We start from the raw sequence: 16,496 nt of genomic DNA on the forward strand, positions 1-16,496 counted from the left end.
TTCATATGGTAAGAATGATTATTCTATGAAATGGTCCTTTAAGGAGGTGATTTTAGTTATCTTTAATCCTTATTGGTAATAAAGTAAACTACTATAGTTCATCTTTCGTTTCTTATATCAGGAAGAGGATAGTATTTTTGCTAAAGGAGTTAACGTATAGAGATAGTAGCAAAGAAGTATATATATTTAAAAAAGGAGAAATGCATAATGGAATTCGTTACTTTAAACAATGGTTTGAAAATGCCTCAATTAGGATTTGGAGTTTGGCAAGTGGCTGATGACCAAGCAACGAGTGCGGTTGCTAAAGCACTTGAAGTTGGTTATCGCTCAATTGATACTGCAATGATTTATAAAAATGAAAAGGGAGTAGGAAAAGCAATAAAAGATTGTTCTATTCCTCGTGAAGAGTTATTTATTACAACAAAAGTTTGGAATAGTGACCAAGGTTATGAAAATACACTGAAAGCATTTGATGAAAGTCTAGAAAGATTGGGTCTTGGTTATGTAGATTTATATTTAATTCATTGGCCAACTCCTAATTTTGATAATTATGTGGATACATATAAAGCTTTAGAAAAACTATATAAGGATGGGAAAGTGAAAGCTATTGGTGTTTGTAACTTTGAGATAGAACATTTAGAGCGCATTTTAAATGAATGCGAAGTAAAACCTGTTCTAAATCAAGTTGAGTGTCATCCATACTTATCTCAAAAGGAACTAAAGGAATATTGTGCAAAGCATGATATTTTTGTAGAAGCGTGGAGTCCATTAGACCAGGGTGGAGAAGTATTACAAGATGAAGTGATTAAAAATATTGCGGATGCACATGAAAAAACACCAGCTCAGGTAGTTTTACGCTGGCATTTGCAAAATAATACTATTGTAATCCCTAAGTCAGTTACCCCATCAAGAATTGAAGAAAATTTCGAAGTGTTTGATTTTGAGTTAAATGAAAAAGAAGTAAATGCAATAAATCAATTAAACATTGATAGACGTAAAGGATCTCATCCTAACGATATGCATGCGCGCTAAAATGCTGTTTTTCTCTATAGAATAAGAAAGCTTGTTTGTCTAGAGAGAGGAGTTATTCCTCTCTTTGCTCATTTTAATTAGCTAAAGACATGTTTATTAAAAATTGGGAATAATTTATCTTTAACTTTTTTGAATAAAATGCTGACAAAAGGGTAATAACCTGTTATTATATAAAAGTTGCTTCTAATGGCGACAGTATGAACTTAATAGAATGTTATTCTTTGAAAGTTTTTTGAAAAAAGTTATTGACTTTCGAATGAGGAATATGATATTATATAAAAGTTGCTTCTGATAGCAACAAACAAATTGCTCTTTGAAAACTGAACAAACAAACGTCAACAATAATCGTTTTATAACTAACGTTATAGAACGAAAAACAAGTAACAAAAAGCTAGAGTTTAGCATTTGAGCTAATCAACTCTTTATTGGAGAGTTTGATCCTGGCTCAGGACGAACGCTGGCGGCGTGCCTAATACATGCAAGTCGAGCGGACTTTAAAAGCTTGCTTTTAAAGTTAGCGGCGGACGGGTGAGTAACACGTGGGCAACCTGCCTGTAAGACTGGGATAACTTCGGGAAACCGGAGCTAATACCGGATAATCCTTTTCCACTCATGTGGAAAAGCTGAAAGACGGTTTACGCTGTCACTTACAGATGGGCCCGCGGCGCATTAGCTAGTTGGTGAGGTAACGGCTCACCAAGGCAACGATGCGTAGCCGACCTGAGAGGGTGATCGGCCACACTGGGACTGAGACACGGCCCAGACTCCTACGGGAGGCAGCAGTAGGGAATCTTCCGCAATGGACGAAAGTCTGACGGAGCAACGCCGCGTGAGTGATGAAGGTTTTCGGATCGTAAAACTCTGTTGTTAGGGAAGAACAAGTACAAGAGTAACTGCTTGTACCTTGACGGTACCTAACCAGAAAGCCACGGCTAACTACGTGCCAGCAGCCGCGGTAATACGTAGGTGGCAAGCGTTGTCCGGAATTATTGGGCGTAAAGCGCGCGCAGGCGGTCCTTTAAGTCTGATGTGAAAGCCCACGGCTCAACCGTGGAGGGTCATTGGAAACTGGGGGACTTGAGTGCAGAAGAGAAGAGTGGAATTCCACGTGTAGCGGTGAAATGCGTAGAGATGTGGAGGAACACCAGTGGCGAAGGCGACTCTTTGGTCTGTAACTGACGCTGAGGCGCGAAAGCGTGGGGAGCAAACAGGATTAGATACCCTGGTAGTCCACGCCGTAAACGATGAGTGCTAAGTGTTAGAGGGTTTCCGCCCTTTAGTGCTGCAGCAAACGCATTAAGCACTCCGCCTGGGGAGTACGGCCGCAAGGCTGAAACTCAAAGGAATTGACGGGGGCCCGCACAAGCGGTGGAGCATGTGGTTTAATTCGAAGCAACGCGAAGAACCTTACCAGGTCTTGACATCCTCTGACACTCCTAGAGATAGGACGTTCCCCTTCGGGGGACAGAGTGACAGGTGGTGCATGGTTGTCGTCAGCTCGTGTCGTGAGATGTTGGGTTAAGTCCCGCAACGAGCGCAACCCTTGATCTTAGTTGCCAGCATTAAGTTGGGCACTCTAAGGTGACTGCCGGTGACAAACCGGAGGAAGGTGGGGATGACGTCAAATCATCATGCCCCTTATGACCTGGGCTACACACGTGCTACAATGGATGGTACAAAGGGCAGCAAAACCGCGAGGTCGAGCAAATCCCATAAAACCATTCTCAGTTCGGATTGTAGGCTGCAACTCGCCTACATGAAGCTGGAATCGCTAGTAATCGCGGATCAGCATGCCGCGGTGAATACGTTCCCGGGCCTTGTACACACCGCCCGTCACACCACGAGAGTTTGTAACACCCGAAGTCGGTGGGGTAACCGTAAGGAGCCAGCCGCCTAAGGTGGGATAGATGATTGGGGTGAAGTCGTAACAAGGTAGCCGTATCGGAAGGTGCGGCTGGATCACCTCCTTTCTAAGGAAAATGGAATTTACATTCCATCAAAGATTGTTGACGATTTGTTGTTCAGTTTTGAGGGAGCAATTCCTCAAAATTAGGCTGATAATAAGCCGAAATTGTTCTTTGAAAACTAAATCATTAAATAGAAGTAACCAAGATAAACCGAGTAATCGCCATCTTAGATTCTCTATTTTAGAGAATTACTTCTTTGAAAAGTAATCGTATTAATCGAATGCTTATTCGAAGATTTGAGAGCAAAGAGAAGCAAGTAGGTCAAGGAAGCGACCGAGCGAGCACCGGAGCGTACGCTAGTACGTGAGGAGCAGAGTGAGAGAGCTGACGAAGAGATACGCCGCTTATCTTTGGTCGAAACTAAGTTAAGTTAGAAAGGGCGCACGGTGGATGCCTTGGCACTAGGAGCCGATGAAGGACGGGATTAACACCGATATGCTTTGGGGAGCTGTAAGTAAGCTTTGATCCAGAGATTTCCGAATGGGGAAACCCTCTATCCGTAATGGGATAGAATCTTTACCTGAATACATAGGGTACTGAAGGCAGACCCGGGGAACTGAAACATCTAAGTACCCGGAGGAAGAGAAAGCAAACGCGATTCCCTGAGTAGCGGCGAGCGAAACGGGATTAGCCCAAACCAAGAGGCTTGCCTCTTGGGGTTGTAGGACACTCTATATGGAGTTACAAAGGAACGGGGTAGACGAATCGATCTGGAAAGGTCAGTCGTAGAAGGTAAAAACCCTGTAGTCGAAACTTCGTTCCCTCTTGAGTGTATCCTGAGTACGGCGGGACACGAGAAATCCCGTCGGAAGCAGGGAGGACCATCTCCCAAGGCTAAATACTCCCTAGTGACCGATAGTGAACCAGTACCGTGAGGGAAAGGTGAAAAGCACCCCGGAAGGGGAGTGAAATAGATCCTGAAACCGTGTGCCTACAAGTAGTTAGAGCCCTTTTATGGGTGATAGCGTGCCTTTTGTAGAATGAACCGGCGAGTTACGATTACATGCGAGGTTAAGTTGATAAGACGGAGCCGCAGCGAAAGCGAGTCTGAATAGGGCGAAATAGTATGTGGTTGTAGACCCGAAACCAGGTGATCTACCCATGTCCAGGGTGAAGTCCAGGTAACACTGGATGGAGGCCCGAACCCACGCACGTTGAAAAGTGCGGGGATGAGGTGTGGGTAGCGGAGAAATTCCAATCGAACTTGGAGATAGCTGGTTCTCTCCGAAATAGCTTTAGGGCTAGCCTCAAGATTTAGAGTATTGGAGGTAGAGCACTGTTTGGACTAGGGGCCCCCATCGGGTTACCGAATTCAGACAAACTCCGAATGCCAAATACTTATTCTTGGGAGTCAGACTACGAGTGATAAGATCCGTGGTCAAGAGGGAAACAGCCCAGACCACCAGCTAAGGTCCCAAAGTATACGTTAAGTGGAAAAGGATGTGGAGTTGCTTAGACAACCAGGATGTTGGCTTAGAAGCAGCCACCATTTAAAGAGTGCGTAATAGCTCACTGGTCGAGTGACTCTGCGCCGAAAATGTACCGGGGCTAAACGTATCACCGAAGCTGTGGATTGACATCTATGATGTCAGTGGTAGGAGAGCGTTCTAAGGGCGTTGAAGCTAGACCGTAAGGACTGGTGGAGCGCTTAGAAGTGAGAATGCCGGTATGAGTAGCGAAAGATGAGTGAGAATCTCATCCACCGAATGCCTAAGGTTTCCTGAGGAAGGCTCGTCCGCTCAGGGTTAGTCGGGACCTAAGCCGAGGCTGAAAAGCGTAGGCGATGGACAACAGGTTGATATTCCTGTACCACCTTTAAATCGTTTGAGCAATGGGGGGACGCAGGAGGATAGGGTAAGCGTGCTGTTGGATTAGCACGTCCAAGCAGTTAGGCCGGTAATGAGGCAAATCCCATTACCATACGGCGGAGCTGTGACGGCGAGGGAAATATAGTACCGAAGTTCCTGATTCCACACTGCCAAGAAAAGCCTCTAGCGAGATTTATGGTGCCCGTACCGCAAACCGACACAGGTAGGCGAGGAGAGAATCCTAAGGTGAGCGAGAGAACTCTCGTTAAGGAACTCGGCAAAATGACCCCGTAACTTCGGGAGAAGGGGTGCTCTTTTGGGTGTTAAAGCCCGAGAGAGCCGCAGTGAATAGGCCCAGGCGACTGTTTAGCAAAAACACAGGTCTCTGCGAAGCCGCAAGGCGAAGTATAGGGGCTGACACCTGCCCGGTGCTGGAAGGTTAAGAGGAGGGGTTAGCGTTCGCGCGAAGCTCTGAATTGAAGCCCCAGTAAACGGCGGCCGTAACTATAACGGTCCTAAGGTAGCGAAATTCCTTGTCGGGTAAGTTCCGACCCGCACGAAAGGTGTAACGATCTGGGCACTGTCTCAACGAGAGACTCGGTGAAATTATAGTACCTGTGAAGATGCAGGTTACCCGCGACAGGACGGAAAGACCCCGTGGAGCTTTACTGCAGCCTGATATTGAATTTTGGTACAGCTTGTACAGGATAGGTAGGAGCCTTGGAAGCCGGAGCGCCAGCTTCGGTGGAGGCATTGGTGGGATACTACCCTGGCTGTATTGACATTCTAACCCGCACCCCTTATCGGGGTGGGAGACAGTGTCAGGTGGGCAGTTTGACTGGGGCGGTCGCCTCCTAAAAAGTAACGGAGGCGCCCAAAGGTTCCCTCAGAATGGTTGGAAATCATTCGTAGAGTGTAAAGGCACAAGGGAGCTTGACTGCGAGACCTACAAGTCGAGCAGGGACGAAAGTCGGGCTTAGTGATCCGGTGGTTCCGCATGGAAGGGCCATCGCTCAACGGATAAAAGCTACCCCGGGGATAACAGGCTTATCTCCCCCAAGAGTCCACATCGACGGGGAGGTTTGGCACCTCGATGTCGGCTCATCGCATCCTGGGGCTGTAGTCGGTCCCAAGGGTTGGGCTGTTCGCCCATTAAAGCGGTACGCGAGCTGGGTTCAGAACGTCGTGAGACAGTTCGGTCCCTATCCGTCGTGGGCGTAGGAAATTTGAGAGGAGCTGTCCTTAGTACGAGAGGACCGGGATGGACGCACCGCTGGTGTACCAGTTGTCTTGCCAAAGGCATCGCTGGGTAGCTATGTGCGGAAGGGATAAGTGCTGAAAGCATCTAAGCATGAAGCCCCCCTCAAGATGAGATTTCCCATAGCGTAAGCTAGTAAGATCCCTGAAAGATGATCAGGTTGATAGGTCAGAGGTGGAAGCGTGGCGACATGTGGAGCTGACTGATACTAATAGATCGAGGACTTAACTAAAACGAAAAGCGGAAACGCCTGTTTATCGGCGTACAAATTGGAAGAGCTTGTTCTTTCGATAAAGGAAACACGATGAACGTAAGTGAATCGATGTTGACTTACGCAAAAGAGATGATCGGAAGTTTGATAGGCGATAGGCGTTGGAGCTGGACAATAATGATTACTTGGCAAAATGGTTTACTTCTAAAATGATTTAGTTTTGAGAGAACAATTCTCTAACTAAATAAGTCTGGTGGCGATAGCGAGAAGGTCACACCCGTTCCCATACCGAACACGGAAGTTAAGCTTCTCAGCGCCGATGGTAGTTGGGGGTTCTCCCCCTGTGAGAGTAGGACGTCGCCAGGCAAATTGAAAAAACCTAAAAGCTTAAGTGCTTTTAGGTTTTTTTGTCCGAATAATAATACTAAATGAAAAAAATGTTTTGCTCATAAGTACCAAGTTTCAGACCCGGTCATTACAATTCCCCGCTAATTTTTACTTTTACATTTTCTACTAAAAATCAAGTAATTGAAGTAACAAGTATATAACTCCTTGCTAAGAATAAATTAGAAACAATCCGCAAATATAAATAGTATCCATAAAAAATCCGACTTTCTTCTATTATATATACATTTTTCAGATTTATCTGTTTTTTAGTGGAAATTATATAATTGTTTACTTCTTTCTTATTAGGTAATTATAAGTATAATATAGGAATAGTAAATACATATGGGAGTGAAAAAGTATATGCTAGAAAATAGTGTTACAATGGTATTGATTATTCTCATAATCAATATTGTTTATGTTTCTTTTTTTACGATACGAATGATTTTAACTCTAAAAGGGCAACGTTATTTAGCTGCTTTTATTAGCATGATAGAGGTAGTTATTTATGTCATTGGATTAGGATTGGTTTTGGATAATTTGGATCAAATTCAAAACTTAGTTGCCTATGCTATAGGATACGGTATAGGAGTCATAGTCGGGATGAAAATTGAGGAAAAGCTAGCTTTAGGATATATTACTGTAAATGTGATAACAAAGGAATATGACAGAGATTTGCCCAATTCCTTAAGAACACAAGGATATGGTGTAACAACGTGGGCCGCACAGGGGTTAGAGGGAGACCGGATGTCTTTGCAAATATTAACTCCTCGAAAATATGAATTAAAATTATATCAGACAATTAAAGAATTGGATCCGAAAGCATTTATTATTGCATATGAGCCGAAAGCGATTTATGGAGGGTTCTGGGTGAAAAGTGTTAAGAAAGGAAAATTATTTAATGAGTAAGAAAAAAAGATTTGAAGTGCAAACGAATGAGACGATTAATGACTGTTTGGATAGAATGAAGAAGGAAGGCTATACACCGATAAAGCGGATGGAAAAGCCTGTTTTTAAAGAAATCAAGGTGAATGGGCAAATGTCCTATGAGCCAGTATCACAGCAAATTATCTTTGAAGCAGTCCATTTAGAAGGTTAAATCACGAACAATAAAATTATATTTATATTAATCGTTCGACATTTACTGTTGACAACATATAAATATGCTTGTTAAGATGGTATAGTGTTAATAAACAGATATCGCATAAAAATAAATTAAATAGCCCTCATATAATAATGGGAATATGGCCCATGAGTTTCTACCCGGTAACCGTAAAATACTGGACTATGAGGGAAAGTGAATGAAAAGGAGCTGGAAAAAGTAGAAGTACTTTATCCAGATTTTATTTAAGCTCTGGACGGATACTTTCTCTCTTTTTGTGTAGAAGTTTTCTGTCTAGGGCTTTTTAAATGGAATCAGGAGGGGAAACATGACCGCATCTGTTGGTGTTATCATGGGGAGTAAATCAGATTGGGAAACAATGAAACATGCTTGTAGCATATTAGATCAACTGGAAGTAGATTACGAGAAAAAAGTGGTCTCTGCTCATCGTACTCCTGACTTAATGTTTGAATATGCCGAAAGTGCAAGAGATAGAGGAATTAAAGTAATTATTGCCGGAGCTGGTGGAGCAGCACATCTCCCTGGGATGGTAGCTGCAAAGACAACTTTGCCTGTTATAGGGGTTCCGGTTCAATCAAGAGCCTTAAATGGGTTGGATTCCTTATTGTCGATTGTACAAATGCCTGGAGGAGTGCCAGTTGCTACTGTAGCAATTGGGAAAGCAGGTGCGACAAATGCAGGACTTCTTGCAGCCCAAATACTGGGTGCTACAGATTTAGAGTTAGCAGAAAGACTTTTTTCCATGAGAGAAAGAACGAAAAAAGAAGTAATGGAAAGTAGTGATGAGCTTGTCTAATAAAGTAATACTGCCAGGTCAAACAATTGGTATTATAGGTGGCGGTCAATTAGGGCGTATGATGGCAATCGCAGCAAAAGCACAAGGGTTTAGAATAGCCGTATTAGATCCAACAGAGGATTCTCCTTGTGGCCAAGTAGCTGATTATAAAATTGTTGATGCCTATGATAGTTTATCAGCGATAAAAAAATTAGCAGAAATAAGTGATGTAATAACTTATGAATTTGAAAATATAGATGCAGCTTGTCTTGATTGGTTAACCAATAATGCTAATGTTCCTCAAGGTTCTGCTCTTCTTGAAATTACGCAGGATCGAGTAAAGGAAAAAAAGGCAATAGAACAAGCGGGAATTAAGATAGCTCCATATGTAGTTGTTGAAAAAACAAATGATATTTATAATGGATTAGCACAATTAGGCTATCCAGCTGTTTTAAAAACGGCTCGTGGAGGTTATGATGGAAAAGGCCAATATGTTATTAAAGAAAGCAGTCAAGTAGCAGAAGCGGAAGAGCTATTAAACAATGGGGTCTGTGTATTAGAAAAATGGATTCCTTTTAATAAGGAAATATCGGTTATTATCACTAGAAGTGGAAAGGGAGAAGCTACTGTTTTTCCAGCTAGTGAAAATATTCATCTTAATAATATTCTGCATGAATCAATCGTTCCGGCTCGTATTAGTGAATTCGCAAAGGACTTAGCGATAGAGAAGGCAAGTAAGCTTGCTGAATATCTACATTTAGTAGGAACGCTAGCCGTAGAAATGTTCCTGACAGAAGACGAAGAGATTTATATTAATGAGTTGGCTCCTAGACCTCATAATTCGGGGCATTATACGATTGAAGCATGTGAGACTTCACAGTTTGAACAGCATATCCGTGCGGTGTGTAATTGGCCCTTAGCAAGCACTAGGCTATTAAGACCTGCTGTCATGGTTAATATTCTCGGTCAACATCAAGCGCAGATAATTGATAAAATTCCTGATTTGCAGGACTGGAAAATTCATCTTTATGGAAAACAGGAACCAAAGGAAAATAGAAAGATGGGGCATATAACTTTGCTTCGTTCATCTGTTGAAATTGCATTAGATGAAATTGAGAATACGAACATATGGAATGTACAGACAGAAAAAATCGGAGGATAAACAATGATTGATCGTTACACAAGACCAGAAATGGGTAAGATTTGGACAGAGGAAAATCGCTTTAAAGCATGGTTAGAGGTAGAAATTTTAGCATGTGAAGCTTGGGTAAAGCTTGGAGAGATTCCAGCAGAAGATGTAAAAAAGATACGTGAAAATGCTTCGTTTGATATCGAACGTATTAAAGAAATTGAGCTAGATACAAGACATGATGTTGTTGCATTTACAAGAGCAGTATCTGAAACACTTGGAGAAGAAAGAAAATGGGTGCATTATGGTTTGACTTCTACGGATGTAGTAGATACGGCACTTTCTTATCAAATTAAACAAGCTAATGAGATTTTATTAAAAGATGTAGAGAACTTCATTGAAATTCTGAAGAATAAAGCACAAGAGCATAAATACACCGTTATGATGGGGCGTACACATGGGGTGCATGCAGAACCAACTACTTTTGGTTTAAAGCTTGCTTTATGGCATGAAGAAATGAAACGTAACCTTGAGAGATTTAAGGCAGCTGCTGAAGGAATTGAATATGGCAAAATTTCTGGTGCAGTTGGAACTTATGCAAATATCGATCCTTTTGTAGAACAATATGTATGTAAAGAATTGGGGATTAAGCCGGCTCCGATTTCAACGCAAACATTACAACGTGATCGCCATGCAGATTATATGTCTACACTAGCATTAATTGCTACTTCTATTGAAAAATTCGCAGTAGAAATTCGCGGGTTGCAAAAGAGTGAAACAAGAGAAGTGGAAGAATTTTTTGCTAAAGGGCAAAAAGGCTCTTCTGCAATGCCACATAAGCGTAATCCAATTGGTTCAGAAAACATGGCAGGTCTTGCTCGTGTTATACGTGGCTATATGCTAACTGCCTATGAAAATGTTCCTCTATGGCATGAAAGAGATATTTCTCATTCATCTGCAGAGCGAATCATTATTCCTGATGCAACAATTGCATTAAATTATATGTTAAATCGTTTTGGAAATATCGTGAAAAACTTAACTGTATTCCCAGAGAATATGAAACGAAATATGGATCGTACACTTGGCTTAATCTACTCACAGCGCGTATTACTAGCTCTAATTGATAAAGGGCTAACAAGAGAAGAAGCTTATGACACTGTGCAACCAAGAGCGATGGAGTCATGGGAAAAGCAAGTACCGTTCCGCGGGCTAGTAGATAATGATGCAGTCATTTCTTCTAAGTTAACAAAAGAAGAGATTGATGATTGCTTTGATTATCACTTCCATATCAAACATGTTGATACGATTTTTGATCGTCTTGGTTTATAAAAAAATAAGAGCTGTCACATAATATGACAGCTCTACTACAAACCGTAAAAACAGAATATACCGAATTTTAAGCAAGGTATTGCAAGTAAGAATTTTTCGTTTTATCCCTAATTTTTTTGATAAGGAGACTCTTCAAATGGAAAAGAGAGCTTTATTGTATGAAGGAAAAGCAAAAAGAGTGTATAAAACTTCAGATGAGGATATTGTTTGGTTGGAATATAAAGATTCCGCTACTGCCTTTAATGGTGAGAAGAAAGCTACTATTACAGGCAAAGGTCGATTAAACAATGAGATTACTAGTTTACTATTCTTAAAGTTAAAAGACTTTGGTATTCCATCACATTTTGTAGAAAAATTGTCAGAAACAGAACAACTTGTAAAGAAAGTGGAGATTATTCCATTAGAAGTGGTCGTTCGAAATCTAGCAGCAGGCAGTTTTTCAAAAAGATTAGGAATAGAAGAAGGCAATCCGTTATCAAAGCCATTGGTTGAATTTTACTACAAGGATGATGCACTAGGTGATCCAATGATTACGGAAGACCATATCGAAGAATTAAAGCTTGCATCAACGGAGGAAGTTGCATTTTTAAAGAAAAAGGCACTAGAAGTAAATGAAGTATTAAGCAGATTTTTTGGAGAATTGGGAATTAACTTAGTTGATTTTAAATTAGAATTTGGAAAAGACAAAGAAGGTAATATTCTTCTTGCTGATGAAATTTCACCAGATACTTGCCGTCTTTGGGATAAAGAAACTAATGCGAAATTAGATAAAGATGTATTTCGTCGTGATTTAGGAAATCTAACAGATGCTTACGAAAATATTTTAGCGAGACTAGGGGGAAGTCAACATGTTTAAAGTTAAAGTATACATCACATTAAGAGAAAGTGTATTAGATCCACAAGGGAATGCTGTGAAGGGATCGTTGCATTCATTAAATTATAAAGAAGTAGAGGATGTACGTATTGGTAAATACCTAGAATTAACAATTGATAAGTCAGAAAGAAACATTGATGAGCTAGTAAAGGAAATGTGTGAAAAACTACTTGCTAATACAGTTATTGAAGACTACCGCTATGAGGTGGAGGAGGTTGTTGCACAGTGAAATTTGCAGTAATCGTATTTCCAGGATCCAATTGTGATGTTGATATGTTTCATGCGGTGAAGGATGAGCTTGGAGAAGAAGTAGAATACGTATGGCATGATACAGACAGCTTAGAAGGCTTTGATGGAATTTTGCTACCTGGAGGATTCTCTTATGGTGACTATCTTCGTACAGGAGCGATTGCAAGATTCAGTAATGTAATGAAAGAAGTAGTGAAAGCAGCAGAAGCGGGCAAACCAGTTCTTGGTGTATGTAATGGATTCCAAATATTATTAGAAGCGGGTTTACTACCTGGTGCAATGAGAAGAAATGAAAGCTTAAAGTTTATCTGCAAGCCAGTTGAACTGCAGGTAGCAAATAATAATACGATGTTCTCCTCTGCATATAAAGAAAACGAAGTAATCACTGTTCCGATTGCTCACGGAGAAGGAAATTACTACTGTGATGAGGAAACATTAGCAAACTTAAAAGCAAATAATCAAATTGTTTTTACTTATAATGGTACAAATCCAAACGGAAGCTTAGAAAATATTGCTGGAATTACAAATGAAAAAGGAAATGTCCTTGGTATGATGCCTCACCCAGAAAGAGCAGTAGATGAGCTTTTAGGTGGAGCAGATGGTCTGAAAATATTTAAATCAATCGTTAGTCAGTGGAGGGAAGCAAATGTCGTTAATGCTTGAGCCAAGTCCAGAACAAATTAAATCAGAAGAAATTTACAAACAAATGGGTGTGACGGATGAAGAGTTTGCGATGGTAGAGGGAATTCTAGGTCGCCTTCCTAACTATACAGAGATTGGGTTATTTTCTGTTATGTGGTCAGAACATTGTAGCTATAAGAACTCTAAACCAGTATTGAAGAAATTCCCAATTTCAGGGCCACAAGTTTTACAAGGACCTGGTGAGGGTGCAGGGATTGTAGATATCGGCGATGGTCAAGCGGTAGCATTTAAAATCGAAAGCCATAACCATCCATCAGCAATTGAGCCATATCAAGGAGCTGCAACTGGTGTAGGTGGAATTATCCGTGATGTTTTCTCCATGGGAGCAAGACCAATTGCTATTCTGAACTCACTACGATTCGGTGAATTAGATAATGAACGTACGAAATACCTTTTTAAAGAAGTAGTTGCCGGAATTGCTGGCTATGGAAACTGCATTGGGATTCCAACAGTTGGTGGGGAAATTGCTTTTGATGATTCCTATGCTGGAAACCCGCTTGTAAATGCAATGTGTGTTGGTCTAATTAACCATGAGGATATTAAAAAAGGTCAGGCACACGGTGTTGGTAATACCGTAATGTATGTAGGCGCGAAAACAGGTCGTGACGGAATTCATGGTGCAACATTTGCTTCAGAAGAATTAACAGAGAACTCCGATGAAAAGCGTCCTGCTGTACAAGTAGGAGATCCATTTATGGAAAAGCTTCTTCTAGAAGCGTGTCTTGAGCTGATTCAATCAGATGCATTAGTTGGTATTCAAGATATGGGGGCTGCAGGACTAGCAAGCTCTAGTGCAGAAATGGCAAGTAAAGCTGGTTCTGGTATTGAAATGAATTTAGACTTAGTACCACAGCGTGAAACAGGAATGACTGCTTATGAAATGATGCTATCTGAATCACAAGAACGTATGTTGATTGTTGTGAAAAAAGGAAGAGAACAGGAAATCAAAGATCTTTTCCATAAATATGATTTAGAGGCAGTAGCAATCGGTATTGTAACAGATGATAAAATGCTTCGTCTCCTTCATAAAGGAGAAGTAGTAGCAAATGTACCTGCAGATGCTTTAGCAGAGGATGCTCCAGTATATCATAAGCCATCTAGTGAACCAGCTTATTATCGTGAGTTCCAAGCGATGGAAAACTATATTCCTACTGTAACTAACTATGGTGAAACACTTCTTAATCTATTAAAACAGCCTACTATTGCAAGTAAAGAGTGGGTTTATGATCAATATGACTATATGGTTCGTACAAATACAGTAGTTGCACCAGGTTCTGATGCAGCAGTGGTACGTATTCGCGGAACGAAAAAAGCATTAGCGATGACAACGGATTGTAATGCAAGATACTTGTACTTAGATCCAGAAACAGGCGGTAAGATTGCAGTAGCAGAAGCAGCTCGTAATATCGTATGTTCTGGTGCAGAGCCACTTGCTATTACTGACAACTTAAACTTCGGAAATCCAGAGAAACCAGAGATTTTCTGGCAAATTGAAAAAGCGGCAGACGGAATCAGTGAAGCTTGCTTAGCATTAAATGCACCAGTAATCGGCGGTAATGTCTCTTTATATAACGAAACAAATGGAACTGCTATCTATCCTACTCCTGTTATTGGAATGGTTGGATTAGTGAAGGATACGAAAGATATCACTACACAAAGCTTTAAAGCAGCTGGAGACTTAATCTATGTACTCGGAGAAACAAAAGCAGAGTTTGGTGGAAGTGAGTTACAGAAAATGCTAGAAGGATCTATTTCTGGTAAAGCACCTTCCTTAGATTTAGAAGAGGAAAAAGCTTATCAACAAGCAGTTCTTGAAGCAATCCGTGCAGGTGTTATAGAATCCGCTCATGATTTAGCAGAAGGTGGCTTAGCAGTTGCCGTTGCAGAAAGCTTAATCAGCTCAAAGGGCCTAGGAGCAAAAGTAACTGTTACAGAAGATGCTGTAACAGCACTATTCAGTGAATCACAATCACGTTTCTTACTTTCTATTAAACCAGAAAACAAAGAGACTTTTGAAAAATTAGTTCCTGCTACACTAGTAGGAGAAGTTACTGATACAACCGTTCTTACCATTAGCCAAGGGGAAACTATTCTAGTAAATGAACAGGTTGATTCGTTAACGGATGCCTGGAGAGGAGCAATTCCATGCTTGCTGAAATAAGAGGGTTAAATGAAGAATGTGGTATCTTTGGAGTTTGGGGACATGAAGATGCATCGCAATTAACATACTACGGGCTTCATAGCTTACAGCATCGCGGACAAGAAGGTACAGGTATTGTATCAACTGATGGGGAAAAATTAAAAGGAATTAAAGGAGAAGGTCTAGTTTCTGAAATTTTTACCCAAGAAGCAATTAAAGATTTATCAGGAAAAGCAGCAATTGGGCATGTACGTTATGCAACAGCAGGAGGCGGCGGATATGAAAATGTTCAGCCTCTTCTTTTCCACTTCCAAAGCGGAAGTATGGCACTTGCTCATAACGGAAATCTAGTAAATGCTACAGCTTTAAAAAGCCAGCTAGAAGCACAAGGAAGTATTTTTCAAACAAGCTCGGACACAGAGGTTCTTGCTCATTTAATTAGAAGAGGCGGTTTTGCGGCATTTAAGGAAAGAGTGAAAAATGCGCTGACAATGATTAAAGGTGCGTATGCTTTTCTTATTTTAACGGAAACAGAATTAATGGTTGCTCTAGATCCGAATGGAATGCGTCCTCTTTCATTAGGGAAGTTAGGAGATGCTTATGTCGTGGCATCTGAAACATGTGCATTTGATGTGGTAGGAGCAGAGTTTGTTCGTGATATTTTGCCAGGGGAACTTTTAATTATCGATGATAACGGGTTCCGTTCAGAAATGTTCTCTGTCGCTTCTAATATTGCAATGTGCACAATGGAATATGTCTATTTCTCCAGACCTGACAGTAATATCAATGGAATCAATGTTCATACTGCTCGTAAAAATCTTGGGAAAAGATTAGCAATCGAAGCACCTATTGAAGCAGATGTAGTAACTGGAGTACCTGATTCTAGTATTTCTGCAGCAATCGGATATGCGGAAGCAACAGGAATTCCGTATGAGCTTGGATTGATTAAAAATCGCTATGTTGGCCGAACATTTATTCAACCTTCACAGTCTCTTCGTGAGCAAGGGGTTAAGATGAAGCTTTCTGCTGTACGCGGAGTAGTAGAAGGAAAAAGAGTGATTATGGTAGATGATTCTATCGTTCGTGGCACAACAAGTAAACGTATTGTGACAATGTTAAGAGAAGCGGGAGCAACAGAAGTGCACGTGCTAATCAGTTCTCCACCAATTAAAAATCCTTGCTTCTATGGAATTGATACATCAACAAAAGAAGAGTTGATTGCATCTAAATATTCAGTAGAAGAACTTCGTGAATTAATTGGCGCTGACTCTCTTATCTTCTTAAGTACAGAAGGAATGATTGATGCGATCGGTCGAACAGATGATGGGGAAAATAGAGGACATTGTCTAGCTTGCTTTACAGGTAAATATCCAACCGAAATTTATCCGAACGCAGATCATCCATACGAGAAAGTGTAAGGATAGGAGTCAGACACCAAATGGACTTCAAAAAACTCATACTTTCTTAACTGTTAAAATAAAAGAAAAGCGACATGCATTAATGTCGCTTTTCCAA

General features: G+C 41.0%; 11 protein-coding genes, 3 rRNA genes and 1 riboswitch. All 14 genes read left to right on the forward strand.

Annotated elements, in window-relative coordinates; genetic code table 11:
* Window positions 1-207: 207 nt before the first annotated feature.
* The 14 genes from NYE52_RS02575 (at window position 208) to purF (ending at window position 16,399) form a co-directional block, all read left to right on the forward strand.
* A complete protein-coding gene (locus tag NYE52_RS02575; RefSeq protein ID WP_341191627.1) occupies window positions 208-1,032 on the forward strand; it encodes an aldo/keto reductase in 825 nt (274 codons plus the stop codon).
* Between the two features lie 422 nt (window positions 1,033-1,454).
* Window positions 1,455-3,002 (forward strand): 16S ribosomal RNA (locus tag NYE52_RS02580).
* Between the two features lie 360 nt (window positions 3,003-3,362).
* Window positions 3,363-6,297 (forward strand): 23S ribosomal RNA (locus NYE52_RS02585).
* Between the two features lie 228 nt (window positions 6,298-6,525).
* Window positions 6,526-6,642, forward strand: a 5S ribosomal RNA gene (rrf, locus tag NYE52_RS02590).
* Together the 16S, 23S and 5S rRNA genes form the textbook arrangement of a ribosomal RNA operon.
* Before the next feature lie 381 nt (window positions 6,643-7,023).
* Window positions 7,024-7,569 carry a DUF2179 domain-containing protein gene (locus NYE52_RS02595; RefSeq protein ID WP_341191628.1) on the forward strand — a complete coding sequence of 182 codons (546 nt, stop codon included), beginning with the start codon at window positions 7,024-7,026 and terminating at the stop codon, window positions 7,567-7,569.
* Window positions 7,562-7,759, forward strand: a complete 198-nt coding sequence (locus tag NYE52_RS02600) for an NETI motif-containing protein (RefSeq protein ID WP_341191629.1) — start codon at window positions 7,562-7,564, stop codon at window positions 7,757-7,759. Before NYE52_RS02595 ends, NYE52_RS02600 begins: the two co-directional genes overlap by 8 nt.
* A 107-nt stretch (window positions 7,760-7,866) precedes the next feature.
* A riboswitch (purine riboswitch) is annotated at window positions 7,867-7,968 on the forward strand.
* A 122-nt stretch (window positions 7,969-8,090) separates the two neighbouring features.
* Window positions 8,091-8,579: a 5-(carboxyamino)imidazole ribonucleotide mutase gene (gene purE / locus NYE52_RS02605; protein ID WP_341191630.1), complete on the forward strand. Its 489-nt coding sequence runs from the start codon at window positions 8,091-8,093 to the stop codon at window positions 8,577-8,579.
* Window positions 8,566-9,720: a 5-(carboxyamino)imidazole ribonucleotide synthase gene (gene purK, locus NYE52_RS02610; protein WP_341191631.1), complete on the forward strand. Its 1,155-nt coding sequence runs from the start codon at window positions 8,566-8,568 to the stop codon at window positions 9,718-9,720. The genes purE and purK overlap by 14 nt, the downstream gene beginning before the upstream one ends.
* A 3-nt stretch (window positions 9,721-9,723) precedes the next feature.
* Window positions 9,724-11,016, forward strand: a complete 1,293-nt coding sequence (gene purB, locus NYE52_RS02615) for an adenylosuccinate lyase (RefSeq protein WP_341191632.1) — start codon at window positions 9,724-9,726, stop codon at window positions 11,014-11,016.
* A gap of 136 nt (window positions 11,017-11,152) precedes the next feature.
* Complete coding sequence (purC, locus tag NYE52_RS02620) at window positions 11,153-11,872, forward strand: phosphoribosylaminoimidazolesuccinocarboxamide synthase (RefSeq protein WP_341191633.1); 720 nt, start codon at window positions 11,153-11,155, stop codon at window positions 11,870-11,872.
* Window positions 11,865-12,119 carry a phosphoribosylformylglycinamidine synthase subunit PurS gene (gene purS, locus NYE52_RS02625; protein ID WP_016205034.1) on the forward strand — a complete coding sequence of 85 codons (255 nt, stop codon included), beginning with the start codon at window positions 11,865-11,867 and terminating at the stop codon, window positions 12,117-12,119. The genes purC and purS overlap by 8 nt, the downstream gene beginning before the upstream one ends.
* A complete protein-coding gene (gene purQ, locus NYE52_RS02630; RefSeq protein WP_341191634.1) occupies window positions 12,116-12,802 on the forward strand; it encodes a phosphoribosylformylglycinamidine synthase subunit PurQ in 687 nt (228 codons plus the stop codon). Before purS ends, purQ begins: the two co-directional genes overlap by 4 nt.
* Complete coding sequence (gene purL / locus NYE52_RS02635; RefSeq protein ID WP_341191635.1) at window positions 12,786-15,002, forward strand: phosphoribosylformylglycinamidine synthase subunit PurL; 2,217 nt, start codon at window positions 12,786-12,788, stop codon at window positions 15,000-15,002. The genes purQ and purL overlap by 17 nt, the downstream gene beginning before the upstream one ends.
* Window positions 14,987-16,399: an amidophosphoribosyltransferase gene (purF, locus tag NYE52_RS02640; RefSeq protein ID WP_341191636.1), complete on the forward strand. Its 1,413-nt coding sequence runs from the start codon at window positions 14,987-14,989 to the stop codon at window positions 16,397-16,399. The genes purL and purF overlap by 16 nt, the downstream gene beginning before the upstream one ends.
* Window positions 16,400-16,496: the final 97 nt, after the last annotated feature.

This window comes from Niallia sp. FSL W8-0635 (assembly GCF_038007965.1).
Classification (GTDB): Bacteria; Bacillota; Bacilli; order Bacillales; family Cytobacillaceae; genus Niallia.